Genomic DNA, 14,264 nt, shown 5'->3' on the forward strand with positions numbered 1-14,264 from the left:
GCCCCCATCCCTTTCGCCGCGGAATGCGCTAGCTCAGCCTCATGTCGCTCCGCTTCGCACGGCCCCGGGCCGCCTCCCCGCTCGCCTTCCCCCGCCGGCTCCTCGCCGCGCTCGTCCTTCTGCTGCTGCCGTCGGCCGTCCTCGCCGACGGCCCGTTCGAGCCGCTGACCATCGCCTCCCGCACCGGCCGCCACACCTTCCAGGTCGAGGTGATGCGCGACGATGCCGGGCGCGCCCAGGGGCTCATGTTCCGCCGTTCCATGGCGCCCGACCGCGGCATGCTGTTCGATTTCGAACGCACCGAGCCGGTCGCGATGTGGATGAAGAACACCTACCTGCCGCTCGACATGCTGTTCATCCGCGCTGACGGCACGGTGGCGCGCATCGCCGCCGATACCGAGCCGCTCTCGACCCGCACCATCACCTCCGGCGAGCCGGTGCTCGGCGTGCTCGAGCTCAATGCCGGCACCGCCGCGCGCCTCGGACTGCATCCGGGCGACAGGGTCGAGCACCCGCTGTTCCGCAAGCGCTGACGAGGGGCTCGCGGCGCTGGAGGCTTGCCCGGTGACGCGGAGGCTGGTTCGTTCACTCGTGAGGCCCCACCCTTCCCACCCGCGACCTCATCCTGAGGTGCGACCGAAGGGAGCCTCGAAGGAAGGCTCCAAGGATCACAGAGGCTTCTGGAGCCCTCCTTCGAGGTCAGTCGATCTTTGATCGACTAACACCTCAGGATGAGGTCGAGGCTGGGAGAGACATGGCCGGCCGAATCGAGGCCATTGTCATGTCTGTGTCGGAACCCGATCGGGCGATGCTCCAGCCGCCGATCACCGTCTTCAGAAGCCGCGATTCGAGATGCTCGGGATCGACGGCTGGGTGAAGACGCGGTTCACGTCGGGCCGGCGCTGGGTCCCGTTGGTGTCGTTCGAGCGCACGTAGTTCTTGGAATCGAAGCTCTCGGCGAGCCCGGTGCCGCGCGAGTCACCGCTGCTGGTGCAGGCACCGGCGAGGCAGGCGAGGCTGAGCGCCGCGGCGGCATGAAGGAGACGCATGGAGGGTCCTGGCGTTCGGGCCTCCCGACTCGCGGATGTCGAATCGAGGGCGCTTTGGATCTGGCAGTCCAGCCGGGGTGCCCGGCTCCCGCCCCCCCGTCAAGGCGCCGGGCCCTGCGGCGGCGGTAAACCCCGCCCCTGTGCCCCCCGCGCCGCGCCGCGCGGAATGTGTGGAGGGCTGCGATTCTCCGGCTGGCGGAGTCCCGGGCTTTGCGCGAGAGTCCGGCCCGATGAGCAACGTCGTTCCCCTGCTGCGCCCGCGTCCGGCGCGTGATGCCGCCGCCCGCGCCACCGCGTCGGTCGTTTCCGACCTGGTGACGATCGCCGAGCAGCTGCACGATATCGGCGCCCGCGCCGCCGCTCTCGGCCGGCCGCGCACCGAGGCCGAGCGCACGGTGCAGATGGTGCTGGACGCCGTGACGTCGATCGAGCGGGCGCTGGACACCATCACGGATGGTGGGGACTACACGCCGTTCTGAGCAAATTTTCCGATGTGCTCGACAGTCTCGAAATCATCCGCGTCATTCCGGGGCCGCGCAGCGGAGCCCGGAATCCAGTATCGCGAATGGTTCAGACGAGAATTGGGCCCGTCCAGACTCTTTCTATGAGCAACTGAGTGTCTGGATCCCGGGCTCTCGCCTGCGGCGAGCCCCGCGATGACGCGGAGGGTTGCATCCGTACCTGCGGTTCGACATGGCCCTTCGGCTTTTGTCGCGATGGACCTGCTTTCTCACATCCCCGCATCGAGCACGCTGCGGAACACCGCGCCGTAATGGCAGGCGGCCGCCGCCAGCACGAAGCAATGCCAGATCGCGTTCTGGAACGGCAATTGCCGCCAGAGGTGGAAGATCACCCCAAGGGAATAGAGCACGCCGCCGGCGGCGAGCAGCCACAGGGCCGGCGGCGACAGGGCGGCCATGACCGACTCGTAGGCCATGATGCCGCTCCAGCTGAGGGCCAGGTAGAGCGCGATCGCCAGCCGGTCGAAGCGGCCCGGAAGGGTCAGCTTCACGAGCGCGCCCACCACCGCCACGAGCCAGACCCCGGCGAGCAGGCCGAAGGCGACGCTGTCGGTGCCGACCAGGGTCACGAGCGGCGTGTAGGTGCCGGCGATCATCAGGAAGATGGTGGCGTGGTCGGCCCGGCGCAGGCGCCATTTCAGCCGGCCGACCGGGCACATGTTGTAGGCGGCCGAGGTGCCGAGCATCGCCACGAGGCCGGCGGCGTAGACGGCGACCGAGGCCGTCTCGGAGGGGCTGAGCTTCGAGAGCGCGGCGCTGATCGTCAGGGCCAGGGCGCCGATCACGCCGAGGCTGACCCCGACCACGTGGACGACGCCGTCCGCCAGCAATTCGCGCGGTGTGTAGGACCAGACGAGGCCCAGGGGCCGGCCGTCGGGCGCGAAGCGGGCATTCGAGGCTGGGGATGGGGTCAGGGCTTGCTCCTGCACGGACATCGGACCTCCGCTCCTCGACGACGGGAGACGGCCTCCCGGTCGATCGAGGTTAATGCGCGAGCATGAACGTGGGACGAACGCTCCCGCGACGCTCAGGCCGCCCGCAGCGCCGCCGCAGGCGCCCGAGGCGCCCGGCAGAGCCGGGCATGGGCGCTCGCCATGCCGAGGACCAGCATGGCGGCGATCTGGTGGGCGAGGCCGGCCCAGAGCGGCACCACCAGGAGCAGGGTGACGATGCCGAGCATCGCCTGCGCGGCGACGAGGCCGGCGAGCGCGGTCGCGCGCCGCGCCGCGCCGGTGCCGGGCGCCCTGCGCCGGGCGTCGACGGCGTGGAAGACGGCGAGACCCAGGAGCGCGTAGGCGGTCAGCCGGTGGTTGAACTGCACCAGGGTGATGTTGTCGACGAAGTTCTCGATCCACGGCGTGCCGGAGAACAGGCCGGTGGGGACGAGGCTGCCGTCCATCAGCGGCCAGGTGTTGTAGGTCAGCCCCGCCTTCGAGCCGGCGACGAGGCCGCCGAGCGCGATCTGCACCAGCACCAGCCCCATCAGGACGAGGGCCGTCCGCGAGAGCCGCGCCGGCCCGATGTCGTCGCGCCTGCGGTCGATCCCGGCGGCGAGCCAGACGAGGCCGGCATAGATCGCGCTCGCCAGCGTCAGGTGCAGGGCGAGCTTGATCGGCGCCACGGCGGTCATGCCCGGCTGGAGGCCCGACGCCACCATGATCCAGCCCACGGCCCCTTGCAGGCCGCCGAGCGCCCCGAGGCCGAGGAGGCTGAGGCCGAGGCGCCGGTCGAGCTGGCCGCGCCACCAGAAGAACAGCAGCGGCAGGAAAAAGGCGAGACCGATGAGCCGGCCGAGCAGCCGGTGGCCCCATTCCCAGCCGTAGATGAACTGGAAATCCGACAGGGTCATGCCCTGGTTGAGCAACTTGTATTGCGGCGTCGCCTGGTACTTGGCGAATTCCTCGGCCCAGGCTTGTCCCGACAGCGGCGGGATGGCGCCCGTGACCGGCTTCCACTCGGTGATCGACAGGCCGGAACCGGTCAGCCGCGTCGCGCCGCCGACCGCCACCATCGCGATCACCAGGGCGGCCATGACGAAGAGCCAGGTCCGCACGGCGCGGCGGGACCGGGGGGCCGTGGCGACGGGCGCCGTGGCCGGGGCGAGGCTGAGGGTCGAGGTGCTGCTCATGCGCGCCCGATTAGCGGCGGGAGCGGGTCGTGCGCAACGCCCTGCGGTGCCGCACCGGCTCTTACTCTTCCGGCTTTGCCAAAACGCCGCCGCTGATCGCCTGACTGACGCCGGTGGTCGACGGGAAGGTGATCGGCAGGCCCTCGACCGAACGCACCGCCAGATAGGCGAAGGCCTGGGCTTCCAGGAAGGCGGAGGACCAGCCGATCGCGTCCGCCGTCGTGATCTCGGCGCGCAGGTGGTAGTTGAGTTGACGCAGCAACTCGCCGTTGCGGGCTCCGCCGCCGGCGACGATCCAGCGGGTCGGCGCCTCGACGGCGTGGTCGAGGGCGCGGGCGACGGCGCGCGCCGTGAAGGCGGTGAGCGTCGCGGCGCCGTCCTCGGTCGAGAGCTGGCCGGCGAGCTTGTGCGAGAACCAGTTGCGGTCGAGCGACTTCGGCGGCTTGCGCGAGAAGAACGGGTGGATCAGCAGCCAGGCCAGCAACGGCTCGTCGGGCCGGCCGCGGGCGGCGGTGCGGCCGTTGTCGTCGAGGGCATGGCCGGTGCGCTCGCGCATCCAGTCGTCGATCAGCGCGTTGCCCGGCCCGGTATCGAAGGCGAGGATCCGGCCGTCGCGGGCGATCAGGGTGGCGTTGGCCACGCCCCCGATGTTGAGGATGCCGAGGCTGTCGGTGAAGCCCGAGGCCTGGGCGAGCGCCCGGTGGAACACCGGCACGAGCGGTGCCCCCTGCCCGCCCGCCTCGATGTCGGCGTGGCGCAGGTCCGACACCACCTTGATGCCGAGCCGCCGGCTGAGCGCCCGGCCGTCGCCGATCTGCACGCTCATCTTCTGGTCGGGCCGGTGGACCACCGTCTGGCCGTGGAAGCCGATCACGTCGATGTCGGTGGCGGTCAGGCCGTTCTCGGAGAGAAAATTCTCGACCGCCTCGGCATGGAGCCGGGTCACCAGCTCCTCGGCCTGGGCGAGGCATCCCGGCCGCTCGCTGCGCTCGGTGACGGCCTCGGAATCGATCAGCGCCTGGCGCAGGAGCGCCCGGTCGTCGTCGGAATAGGCGCGGTAGCCGGTGGGGCCGAGGGGCTCGAGATAGCCGTTGGCGCTGCGCTCGACCCGGATCGTCTCGCCGTCGGTCTCGATCAACGCGACGTCGACGCCGTCGAGGGAGGTGCCGCTCATCAGCCCGATCGCGCGCCGCATCGTCATCCCGAATCGCCCCCGTGCCTTTCGGGGCCGGCTTTGCTATGCACCGACCCGTTCCGATTCCGACGGAGCTAGCATGGCGGCACCGCGCTGTCGCGGCCGCCGCCCTTCACGAGACCGATCGAGAGTACCATGGCCGCGCCCACCGACTTCGCGCCGCGTTCCGACTTCCTCCGCGTCCTCATCGAGCGCGGCTACGTCCACCAATGCTCCGATTTCGCGGGCGTGGACGAGGCCGCCCGCGAGGGCCGGCTGACGGCCTATGTCGGCTACGATTGCACGGCGCCGTCGCTGCATATCGGCCACCTGCTCTCGATCATGATGCTGCACTGGCTCCAGGCGACCGGCGGCAAGCCGGTGGCGCTGATGGGCGGCGGCACGACGCGCGTCGGCGACCCGTCGGGCCGCGACGAGAGCCGCAAGATCCTGACGCTCGACCAGATCGAGGCCAACAAGACCGAGATCGGCAAGACCTTCTCGCGCTTCCTCGATTTCGGGTCCGGCCCGAACGCCGCGCTGATGGCCGACAACGCCGAGTGGCTGACCACGCTCAACTACATCGAGATGCTGCGCGACATCGGCCGGCACTTCTCGGTCAACCGGATGCTGTCGATGGACAGCGTGCGGCTGCGGCTGGAGCGCGACCAGGAGCTGTCGTTCCTGGAATTCAACTACATGATCCTGCAGGCCTACGACTTCGCCGAGCTGAACCGCCGCTACGGCGTGACGCTGCAGATGGGCGGCTCGGACCAGTGGGGCAACATCGTCACCGGCATCGATCTGGGCCGGCGCCTCGGCACGCCGCAGCTCCACGCCCTGACCTGCCCGCTGATGACGACCGCGTCCGGCGCCAAGATGGGCAAGACGGCCTCCGGCGCGGTCTGGCTCAACCCGGACATGCTGAGCCCCTACGAGTACTGGCAGTTCTGGCGCAACACCGAGGATGCGGATGTCGGCCGCTTCCTGCGCCTGTTCACCCTGATGCCGCTCGACGAGGTGGCGCGGCTCGAGGCGCTTGGCGGTCAGGAGATCAACGAGGCCAAGAAGGTGCTCGCCACCGAGGCGACCGCGCTCCTCCACGGCCGCGAGGCGGCGGAAGGAGCCGCCGAGACCGCGCGGCGCACCTTCGAGGAGGGCGCGCTCGCCCAGAGCCTGCCGACCGTCGAGGTGCCGCGCGCGGTCATCGAAGCGGGCCTCGGCGTGCTCTCGGCCTTCGGGCCGGATCATGCCGGCCTGGTGCCCTCGACCAGCGAGGCGCGGCGCCAGGTAAAGAGCGGCGGCCTCAAGATCAACGACGCGCCCGTCACCGACGAGCGCGCGGTGATCGGCACGGGTGACGTGACGCCGGAAGGCGTGGTGAAGCTGTCCTTCGGGCGCAAGAAGCACGTGTTGTTGCGCGTGGTGTAGGGCGGGTTTTCCGGCGTGGAGGGCGTGATACCGCGTGCGCCATGCCGGAGCCGGCCTTTACTCATACACAGATTAAAAGCAATCAAGACGAGAAGAGGCGCGGGTCTCCCCTCTCCCGTTTGGGAGAGGGGCCGGGGGTGAGGGTGGCTCGGTTTCCGCAATTGTCCTGAACCGTCGAGCTGCGCAGCTCGACGCTCTCAGTATCACACGGCACAGTCTCCACCCTCACCCCTACCCCTCTCCCACACGGGAGAGGGGATCCCGCGCTTGATTTTACAAGCGATTTTCTTCGGACGGGCCCGCGGGCATAGCGGGTCATCTCCTCCGACTCATGATCCCCTCAGTCCCCGGCGCCGCGAACCTCACCCCGCCCGCTCCGCCTTGCCGCCGCCAGGGCCGCCCCGCCGACCAGCCCCGCCGCCGCAATCATCCCGATATGTAGCCACATCGGGTCCGCCGCGACGACGCTGCCCTTGGCCTGCCCGTCGAACCGGCCATGCGCGCCGTGATCGTGGTGCGCATCGACCGGGTCGTACAGGTTGTCGGGCCGTCCCCGGTCGGCGGGCTGGCCCGTCATCTCGCCCCGGTAGCCGTGGCGGGCGAGGTAATGGTCGCTGAAGGCCGGGGCGGCCTGCGCCCCGAGGATCGCGAGCCAGGACGGCGTGCCGATCCAGAGCTCGCGCGGCGCGTCGTGGGCGGCGCGGACGATCTCCTCGGCGATCGCCTCGGGCTGGAAGATCGGCGGCACCGGCTGGAGCCGGCGCGGCAGGCGCGAGCGGGCCCAGTCGAATTGCGGCGTGTTCACCGCCGGCAGCTGCACCATGGTGAGCCGGATACCGCTGCGGTGATGCAGCAATTCCGTGCGCAGGCTGTCGACGAAGCCGCGCACCGCCGACTTGGCGGCGCAATAGGCCGATTGCAGCGGGATCGACCGGTAGGCGAGCGCCGAGCCGACATGCACGATGGTGCCGCGATCCGAATCGCGCATGTGGCGCAGGGCCGCCAGGGTGCCGTGGACCTGCCCGAGATAGGTGACCTCGGTGACGCGCCGGAACTCGTCCGGGCTCATCTGCTCGACCTCGGCATAGACCGTCACCATGGCGTTGTTGACCCAGACGTCGATGCCGCCGAACTCCTCGGCAAAGGCATCCGCCGCCCGGTCGACCGCCCGCGGATCGGCGACGTCGGCCCGATAGCCCAGCGCCCGGCCCCCGACCGCCCGCACCTCGTCGACCGCCGCGGCGATCCCCGCCCGGCCCCGTGCGACGATGCCGACATTCCAGCCCCGGCGCCCGAAGGCGACCGCGACCGCGCGCCCGACCCCGGCGCTGCCGCCGGTCACCACCACGGTGGGACGCGTTGTTCCGCTCATCCGAAAGCTCCTCGTGACACCTGCGTCAGCCCCGACAACGCGCGCGGAGCCGTTCGGGTGCAGTGCGCGCCGACAGGGAAAGGTGCCGGATCGGCGGGCAGGCTGCCCGTTCTTATGTCTATACACAAAGGTCCGGCGACGGTACGAAAGGCCCGAGGCTTGGCAGGTGGGCTTTTGCAGGCGAGCGGGAGAGAGTGATGAAGGCGGTTGCCGCAGGTTTGGTGGTCGCGGCCGCGCTGGCCGGTCAGGCCGCCGCGCAGGAGACCAAGGTCACCGTCGGCCTGTCCGGCTGGACCGGCTTCGCGCCACTCACGCTGGCCAAGGAGGCCGGCATCTTCAAGAAGAACGGCCTCGACGTTTCGCTGAAGAAGATCCCGCAGGCGAGCCGACACCTCGCGATCCGCTCCGGCGACGTGCAATGCGCCGCCACCACGGTCGAGACCTGGGTAGTGTGGAACGCCAACGGCGTGCCGACGAAGCAGATTTTTCAGCTCGACAAGTCCTACGGCGCCGACGGGCTGGCCGTGCGCAACGACGTCTCGTCGATCAAGGACCTGAAGGGCAAGACGGTGGCGGCCTCCGTGCCCGGCACCGCGCCGTATTTCGGGCTGGCCTGGATCCTCAAGGCCAACGGCCTGTCGCTCAAGGACGTGAAGGTCGTCAACCTGGAGCCGGGCCCGGCGGCGCAGGCCTTCATCGCCGGCCAGAACGACGCCGCGATGACCTACGAGCCCTACCTGTCGTCGGTGCGCGCCGCGCCGCAGGCCGGCAAGATCATCGCCACCACCCTCGACTACCCGATGGTGATGGACACCTTCGGCTGCACGCCCGAATTCCTCGACCAGAACCCGAAGGCCGCCAAGGCGCTCGCCGACAGCTACTTCGAGGCGCTCGACATGATCGCCAAGGACCCGCAAAAGTCCTACGACATCATGGGCGCCGACGTGAAGCAGACCGGTGAGGCCTTCGGCAAGTCGGCGCAATTCCTGCGCTGGCAGGACCGGGCCGCCAACAAGGCGTTCTTTAACGGCGAGCACCAGAAATTCTCCGAGCAGGCGGCCGACCTGCTGCTCGAGATCGGCGTGATCCGGCAGAAGCCGGACATCGCCGGCCTCGCCGATCCGCGCTTCGTGCAGTGACCGGCTTGCGCCCGCTGCAACCGGTCGGCGGCCCGGCAAAGGTTCTGCTGGGCCTGAGCTTCTTCGTGCTGTTCGTGGCGGTGTGGGCCGCCGCGACCCTCGGGGGCTGGTGCCAAAAACCTTCCTGGCCGATCCGATCACCATGGTTCAGGACGGCTGGCTGCTCCTGACCCGGTTCGACTTCCTGTCCGATATCGGCATCACGGTGTGGCGGGTCCTCGGCGGCTTCGTGCTCGCCGCGCTGATCGCCGTGCCGCTCGGCGTGATGATGGGGGCCTACAAGCCGGTCGAGGCGTTCTTCGAGCCCTTCGTGTCCTTCGCCCGCTACCTGCCGGCCTCGGCCTTCGTGCCGCTGCTGATCCTGTGGGCCGGCATCGGCGAGACGCAGAAGCTGCTCGTCATCTTCATCGGCTCGGTGTTCCAGCTGATCCTGATGATCGCGGTCGCGGTCGGCCAGGTCCGGCGCGACCTCGTCGAGGCGGCCTATACGCTGGGGGCGAGCGACGCCGGCATCATCCGCCGGGTGCTGCTGCCGGCCACCGCCCCCGAGATCGCCGAGATCCTGCGCCTCGTGCTCGGCTGGGCCTGGACCTACGTCATCGTCGCCGAACTGATCGGCTCGTCGTCCGGCATCGGCCACATGATCATCGAGAGCCAGGCCCTGCTCGCCACCGGGCAGATCATCTTCGGCATCATCGTCATAGGGCTGATCGGCCTCGTCTCGGACTTCCTGTTCAAGGCGGCCAACCGGTTCCTGTTTCCCTGGAAGCTCGCCTGATGCGGGACGATCTCGAAGTCGCGGTCGAGGGGGTGGCGCGGGTCTTCCCCGGCATCCGCGGCGCCAAGCCCGTCCAGGCCCTGAGCCCCACGGACCTCACGGTCGCCAAGAACGACTTCATCACCATCCTGGGCCCGTCCGGCTGCGGGAAGTCGACGCTGCTGCGCATCATCGCCGGGCTCGACCGGCCGAGCGCCGGCCGCGTCCTGGTCGAGGGCCGCGAGGTGCGCGGGCCCGGCCCCGACCGGGGCATGGTGTTCCAGTCCTACACCCTGTTCCCGTGGCTCACCGTGGCCGAGAATATCGGCTTCGGCCTGCGCGAGCGCGGCGTGCTGCTGTCCGAGCGCCGCGAGATCGTCGCGTCCTACATCGACAAGGTGGGCTTGCGCGGCTTCGAGGGGCATTATCCCAAGCAGCTCTCCGGCGGCATGCAGCAGCGCACCGCCATCGCCCGGGCGCTCGCCAACGACCCCGCCATCCTGCTCCTCGACGAGCCGTTCGGCGCCCTCGACAACCAGACCCGCGGGCTGATGCAGGAACTCCTGCTCGGCATCTGGGAGCGCGAGCGCAAGACCGTGATCTTCGTCACCCACGACATCGAGGAGGCGATCTTCATGGCCTCACGGGTGATCGTGATGACGGCCCGTCCCGGGCGGATCAAGGCCGACGTCCCGGTCGATCTCGGCCATCCGCGCCACTACACGGTGAAGACCAGCCCCGAATTCTCGCGGCTGAAGGCGCAGCTCACCGAGGAGATCCGGGCGGAGGCGGTACTGGCGGCGCGGGAGCATTGAGAACCATCTTCAGCGGTTCATTTCGGGCTCTCTCCCACCCTCAACCTCATCCTGAGGTAGCGGATGGGGAGGATGGGAGGGAGGCATCCCGAAATACGCGCCCCCCCGCTCGAATCCCCGGCCCCATGAACTAACTGCCTCACCTGGCGCAAACCCCGTCCCCCGCTCCGGCGGCGCGACCGGTCAGGAGGATCGCATGAAGGCCTTCGTCGTCCGTAAACCCGGCGGCCTCGACCGGCTGGAGATCGCCGAACGGCCCGATCCCGGGCAGCCCGGCCCCGGCGAGATCCGGGTCGCGATCCACGCGACCTCGCTCAACTTTCACGACCTGCTGGTCGCGAGCGGGCGCTCCCCCGCCGCCGACGGCCGGATCCTGATGTCGGACGGGGCCGGCACGGTCGAGGCGGTGGGCGACGGCGTGACCGAGTTCGCCCCCGGCGATGCGGTCGTCTCGTGCTTCTTCCCGCATTGGGCGGACGGGCTGCCGCAGACCCCGGTCGGCACCTTCGCGCAGGTGCCCGGCGACGGCGTCGACGGCTTCGCCCTCACCCACGCGGTGCGGCCGGTCGGCGCCTTCACCCGTGCGCCACGCGGCTGGAGCGCGCCCGAATCCGCCACCATCACCACCGCGGGCCTCACGGCGTGGCGGGCGCTCGTCGCCGATGGCGGCCTGAAAGCCGGCGACACGGTGCTGGTGCTGGGCACCGGCGGCGTCTCGATCGCGGCGCTCCAGATCGCCAAGGCGATGGGGGCGGCCGTCATCGTCACCTCCTCCTCCGACGCCAAGCTCGAACGGGTGCGGAGCCTCGGCGCCGACCACACGGTGAACTACCGCACCCATCCCGATTGGGGCCGGCCGGTGCGCGACTGGACCGGGGGCGTCGGCGTCGATCACATCGTCGAGGTCGGCGGGCCCGGCACCCTCGCCCAGTCGATCGAGGCGGTGCGCGTCGGCGGCCACATCTCCCTCATCGGCGTGCTCACCGGGCGGGGCGGCGAGGTGCCGACCTCCGCGCTGATGGCCAAGCAGGCCCGGCTCCAGGGCCTGATCGTCGGCAGCCGGCGCCAGCAGCAGGATTACGTCGCTGCCCTCGACCGGACTGGCATCCATCCGGTCATCGACCGGACTTATGGCTTCGCCGAATTGCCCGAGGCGTTTCGCCACCAGGAGAACGGTGGCCATTTCGGCAAGCTCTGCCTCGCCTGGTAGCGGGCAAGCTCGACGGCGCTGCGGCTTCCGGGCTATGTCCTGCCGATGAACGGAATCGTGGTGGTCGGCACCGGCCAGGCCGGCTTTCAGCTCGGGGCCTCCTTGCGGGAGAACGGCTATGCCGGCCCGGTGACCCTCGTCGGCGAGGAGCCCGGCCTGCCCTATGGCCGGCCGCCCCTGTCGAAGGCCTACATGCTCGGCAAGACCGATGCGGCGGGCCTGTGCTTAAGGCCCGAGGCCTATTTCGCCGAGCACCGCCTGACCCTTCGCGCGGATGAGCGGACGGTGGCGATCGATCGCGCGGCACGGCGCCTGCACCTCGCCTCCGGCGAGGCGCTTCCTTACGACCACCTCGTCCTGGCGACCGGCGCGCGCAACCGGCCGCTGCCGGTCCCCGGCGCCGATCTGCCGGGCGTCCACCAGCTGCGCACCCTCGCCGAGGCCGACGCCCTGAAGGCCGCGCTTGCCAGGGCGCGGGCGGTGGCGGTGGTGGGGGCAGGCTTCATCGGGCTCGAATTCGCGGCGATCTGCGCCCAGAAGGGGATTCCCGTCACGGTGATCGAGGGGCTGGACCGTCCCCTCGCCCGTTCGGTCTCGCCCGCCATGGCGGCGCTGATCGAGATCTCGCATGCTGCGGCGAGCACGCGCTTCCTGTTCGGCAGCGCGGTCGCGGGGCTGGTCGGGCCGGATCGCGTCCGGGCCGTGGCCCTGGCGGATGGGCGCGAGGTCGCGGCCGATCTCGTCCTCGTCGGCATCGGCGTGCTGCCCAACGACGATCTGGCGAGGGCGGCGGGCTTGCGGGTCGAAAACGGGGTCGCCGTCGACGCGATGCTGGCGAGCGAGGATCCAGCGGTCTCGGCGATCGGCGATTGCGCCAGCTTCCCCTCGCCGCATGCCGACGGCGCCCGGGTGCGGATCGAATCGGTCCAGAACGCCGTCGACGGCGCGCGCTGCGTCGCCGCCCGCCTCACCGGCCGGTCCGCCGCCTTCACGGCGGTGCCGTGGTTCTGGAGCGACCAGGGCCCGCTCAAGCTCCAGATCGCCGGCCTGTGCCAGCCGCACGACCTCGCCGTGCGCCGGGGCGACCCCGGGCAAGGAGGGGCCTCGGTGTTCTGCTACCGGGCCGGGCGCCTCGCCGGCGTCGAATCGCTCAACCGTCCGGCCGACCACATGATCGCCCGCCGCCTGCTCCAGGCCGGGCGGAGCCCGACGCCCGAGCAGGCGGCGGATCCCGGCTTCGACCTGAAGGCCTTCGCGCTCGGCTGAGAGCCGATACTCCGTCGCGCCACCTCCGCCCGGAGATGCCCGCGATGGTCTCTGCCGGCATGGACCGTCACCGCACCGGTGGCGGTGGCCGCCCGCGAGACGGTGCGGACGACTCCCTGCGTCGTCGCGATGGAGACGGACCCGCCGCCGAACTCCGCGACCGATGACGGGTGTTCCATGACGCGGACCGGCCTCACGACACGATGCCGACCGCGATCGTCAGACAGCGGATCCCGACCTGCGCGCCCGCGAGGCGAGCCGGGCGGCGGCGCATCCCACCGGTCAGCGATCGTTCTCGGTGGTGAGTTCGTTCGGGTGGATGCCCTTGTCCGGCGCATCGTCCGGGCGCAGCCGGGCATCCGGATAGGCGCCGTCGGTCAGCTCGACCCCGGCGGCCATGACGGCGCCGCGGATCGCGGCCCGCTGCTCGGCGGAGGGAGGGTAGCGGCCGGCCTCGAACTGGCGGATCCCCTCCGCGTCGACGTTGGCGCGCAGGGCCAGATCGTCCTCCGACCAGCCCAGCAGGTCGCGTGCCCGGCGCAGCTGCGCCGCCGTGATGTCGTCTGCGCCGTTCACTGAATCCTGTCCCCCGCTCTCTCAGGTGGCCCTTCCCCGCCGCGGCCGTCGCGGCGTCGTGCTGGCTAACGGCGAGGTCCCGCTTTCGTTGCCACACCGACAAGCTTTCGCGAGTCGTGCCACATTACGGCCAAGCTCGCCGCATAAATGCAACAGTCGTCGGCAAGATGCCGATCCGGGGCCTCCCCGCCTGCGGCCAGGGTTGCAGGCGCAGGGGGGCCTCTCTACGGTCCGCCGCAACACGACAAGACGAATGGGGAATGCGATGAAGGCGATGCAGGTTGCGCTGGCCGCCGGTGCCGTCGCGCTGTTGGCGTCGGCGACGCAGGCTTCGGCGCAGAACATGCTCGGTTACGGCCAGAAGAACCGGGACAAGGCCAACGCGCCGCAATACATCCCGCCGATGAAGGCCCAGGAAAAGATCTTCCCGCTCGATTCGACCTGGACGGCGGTGAGCCTCAACGGCAAGCCCTTCGCCGGTGCCGAGCGGCCGAGCTTCATCATCGACAAGCAGTACCGCGCCCGCGGCTTCGGCGGCTGCAACACCTTCGCGGCGACCGCCTTCCCGCTCAAGGAGCAGCACCTGGCGGTCGGCCCGCTGGCGCTGACCAAGCGCAACTGCGACAAGGCGATCGGCACCTCCGAGATGCAGTTCCTCACCGCGTTGCGCACCTCGGGCCAGTGGGACATCGTCGGCTCGCAGCTGGTGATCAAGAGCCAGGCCGGCGAGCTGCGCTTCGACCGCGCGCTCTGACGACCATCATCCTTTCGCCGCATGTCAGGACGGCCCCGCCCCTCGGCGGGGCCGTTCGCGCATGTGCGCGGC

Annotated in this window: 14 protein-coding genes and 1 pseudogene; 9 read left to right on the forward strand and 6 right to left on the reverse strand. The window is 70.3% G+C overall.

The genetic code is table 11. The features are described from left to right. The first annotated feature begins 41 nt into the window (after nt 1–41). Nucleotides 42–533 carry a DUF192 domain-containing protein gene (locus F1D61_RS26990; protein ID WP_203155177.1) on the forward strand — a complete coding sequence of 164 codons (492 nt, stop codon included), beginning with the start codon at nt 42–44 and terminating at the stop codon, nt 531–533. A 300-nt stretch (nt 534–833) separates the two neighbouring features. On the opposite strand, the gene F1D61_RS26995 is transcribed toward F1D61_RS26990, so the two are convergent. After that, complete coding sequence (locus tag F1D61_RS26995; protein ID WP_203155178.1) at nt 834–1,049, reverse strand: hypothetical protein; 216 nt, start codon at nt 1,047–1,049, stop codon at nt 834–836. Between the two features lie 230 nt (nt 1,050–1,279). On the opposite strand from F1D61_RS26995, the gene F1D61_RS27000 reads away from it, so the two are divergent. After that, nucleotides 1,280–1,528, forward strand: a complete 249-nt coding sequence (locus F1D61_RS27000; RefSeq protein WP_203155179.1) for a hypothetical protein — start codon at nt 1,280–1,282, stop codon at nt 1,526–1,528. A gap of 251 nt (nt 1,529–1,779) precedes the next feature. Here F1D61_RS27000 and trhA read toward each other — a convergent pair whose 3' ends face one another. From trhA to F1D61_RS27015, 3 genes are all read right to left on the reverse strand, one after another. Further along, complete coding sequence (trhA, locus tag F1D61_RS27005) at nt 1,780–2,505, reverse strand: PAQR family membrane homeostasis protein TrhA (RefSeq protein ID WP_203155180.1); 726 nt, start codon at nt 2,503–2,505, stop codon at nt 1,780–1,782. A gap of 92 nt (nt 2,506–2,597) precedes the next feature. Continuing rightward, nucleotides 2,598–3,698 carry a COX15/CtaA family protein gene (locus F1D61_RS27010; RefSeq protein ID WP_203155181.1) on the reverse strand — a complete coding sequence of 367 codons (1,101 nt, stop codon included), beginning with the start codon at nt 3,696–3,698 and terminating at the stop codon, nt 2,598–2,600. 61 nt (nt 3,699–3,759) lie between these two features. After that, complete coding sequence (locus F1D61_RS27015) at nt 3,760–4,899, reverse strand: anhydro-N-acetylmuramic acid kinase (protein WP_203155182.1); 1,140 nt, start codon at nt 4,897–4,899, stop codon at nt 3,760–3,762. A gap of 129 nt (nt 4,900–5,028) precedes the next feature. On the opposite strand from F1D61_RS27015, the gene tyrS reads away from it, so the two are divergent. Continuing rightward, a complete protein-coding gene (tyrS, locus tag F1D61_RS27020) occupies nt 5,029–6,303 on the forward strand; it encodes a tyrosine--tRNA ligase (protein WP_203155183.1) in 1,275 nt (424 codons plus the stop codon). Nucleotides 6,304–6,643: 340 nt separating this feature from the next. Here the strand turns inward: tyrS and F1D61_RS27025 are convergent, their stop codons facing one another. Next, on the reverse strand, nt 6,644–7,675 hold the full coding sequence (locus F1D61_RS27025; protein ID WP_203155184.1) for an SDR family oxidoreductase: 1,032 nt from the start codon (nt 7,673–7,675) through the stop codon (nt 6,644–6,646). Nucleotides 7,676–7,872: 197 nt separating this feature from the next. Here F1D61_RS27025 and F1D61_RS27030 point away from each other — a divergent pair, with 197 nt between their 5' ends. The 5 genes and pseudogenes from F1D61_RS27030 to F1D61_RS27050 all read left to right on the forward strand — a co-directional run bounded on the left by F1D61_RS27030 (nt 7,873) and on the right by F1D61_RS27050 (nt 12,862). Next, nucleotides 7,873–8,814: an ABC transporter substrate-binding protein gene (locus F1D61_RS27030; RefSeq protein ID WP_203155185.1), complete on the forward strand. Its 942-nt coding sequence runs from the start codon at nt 7,873–7,875 to the stop codon at nt 8,812–8,814. A gap of 5 nt (nt 8,815–8,819) precedes the next feature. Beyond that, nucleotides 8,820–9,592 (forward strand): annotated as a pseudogene (locus tag F1D61_RS27035) (ABC transporter permease). Beyond that, complete coding sequence (locus F1D61_RS27040; RefSeq protein ID WP_203155186.1) at nt 9,592–10,386, forward strand: ABC transporter ATP-binding protein; 795 nt, start codon at nt 9,592–9,594, stop codon at nt 10,384–10,386. The pseudogene F1D61_RS27035 and the gene F1D61_RS27040 overlap by 1 nt, the downstream one beginning before the upstream one ends. Before the next feature lie 196 nt (nt 10,387–10,582). After that, a complete protein-coding gene (locus F1D61_RS27045) occupies nt 10,583–11,596 on the forward strand; it encodes a zinc-dependent alcohol dehydrogenase family protein (RefSeq protein WP_203155187.1) in 1,014 nt (337 codons plus the stop codon). A gap of 45 nt (nt 11,597–11,641) precedes the next feature. Beyond that, a complete protein-coding gene (locus F1D61_RS27050) occupies nt 11,642–12,862 on the forward strand; it encodes an NAD(P)/FAD-dependent oxidoreductase (protein ID WP_203155188.1) in 1,221 nt (406 codons plus the stop codon). 282 nt (nt 12,863–13,144) lie between these two features. On the opposite strand, the gene F1D61_RS27055 is transcribed toward F1D61_RS27050, so the two are convergent. Beyond that, a complete protein-coding gene (locus tag F1D61_RS27055) occupies nt 13,145–13,438 on the reverse strand; it encodes a helix-turn-helix domain-containing protein (protein WP_246775558.1) in 294 nt (97 codons plus the stop codon). A 265-nt stretch (nt 13,439–13,703) separates the two neighbouring features. Between F1D61_RS27055 and F1D61_RS27060 the strand changes: the two genes are divergently transcribed. After that, nucleotides 13,704–14,192, forward strand: coding sequence for an META domain-containing protein (locus F1D61_RS27060; protein ID WP_203159304.1), 489 nt, complete (start codon nt 13,704–13,706; stop codon nt 14,190–14,192). Nucleotides 14,193–14,264 lie beyond the last annotated feature (72 nt).

This window comes from Methylobacterium aquaticum, assembly GCF_016804325.1.
Taxonomy (GTDB): Bacteria; Pseudomonadota; Alphaproteobacteria; order Rhizobiales; family Beijerinckiaceae; genus Methylobacterium; species Methylobacterium aquaticum_C.

Bases quoted from the DNA above. Each gene is read 5' to 3' on its own strand.
- F1D61_RS26990 (WP_203155177.1), top strand. From the start codon at position 42: ATGTCGCTCCGCTTCGCACGGCCCCGGGCCGCCTCCCCGCTCGCCTTC.
- F1D61_RS26995 (WP_203155178.1), bottom strand. From the start codon at position 1,049: ATGCGTCTCCTTCATGCCGCCGCGGCGCTCAGCCTCGCCTGCCTCGCC.
- F1D61_RS27000 (WP_203155179.1), top strand. From the start codon at position 1,280: ATGAGCAACGTCGTTCCCCTGCTGCGCCCGCGTCCGGCGCGTGATGCC.
- trhA (WP_203155180.1), bottom strand. From the start codon at position 2,505: ATGTCCGTGCAGGAGCAAGCCCTGACCCCATCCCCAGCCTCGAATGCC.
- F1D61_RS27010 (WP_203155181.1), bottom strand. From the start codon at position 3,698: ATGAGCAGCACCTCGACCCTCAGCCTCGCCCCGGCCACGGCGCCCGTC.
- F1D61_RS27015 (WP_203155182.1), bottom strand. From the start codon at position 4,899: ATGACGATGCGGCGCGCGATCGGGCTGATGAGCGGCACCTCCCTCGAC.
- tyrS (WP_203155183.1), top strand. From the start codon at position 5,029: ATGGCCGCGCCCACCGACTTCGCGCCGCGTTCCGACTTCCTCCGCGTC.
- F1D61_RS27025 (WP_203155184.1), bottom strand. From the start codon at position 7,675: ATGAGCGGAACAACGCGTCCCACCGTGGTGGTGACCGGCGGCAGCGCC.
- F1D61_RS27030 (WP_203155185.1), top strand. From the start codon at position 7,873: ATGAAGGCGGTTGCCGCAGGTTTGGTGGTCGCGGCCGCGCTGGCCGGT.
- F1D61_RS27040 (WP_203155186.1), top strand. From the start codon at position 9,592: ATGCGGGACGATCTCGAAGTCGCGGTCGAGGGGGTGGCGCGGGTCTTC.
- F1D61_RS27045 (WP_203155187.1), top strand. From the start codon at position 10,583: ATGAAGGCCTTCGTCGTCCGTAAACCCGGCGGCCTCGACCGGCTGGAG.
- F1D61_RS27050 (WP_203155188.1), top strand. From the start codon at position 11,642: ATGAACGGAATCGTGGTGGTCGGCACCGGCCAGGCCGGCTTTCAGCTC.
- F1D61_RS27060 (WP_203159304.1), top strand. From the start codon at position 13,704: ATGAAGGCGATGCAGGTTGCGCTGGCCGCCGGTGCCGTCGCGCTGTTG.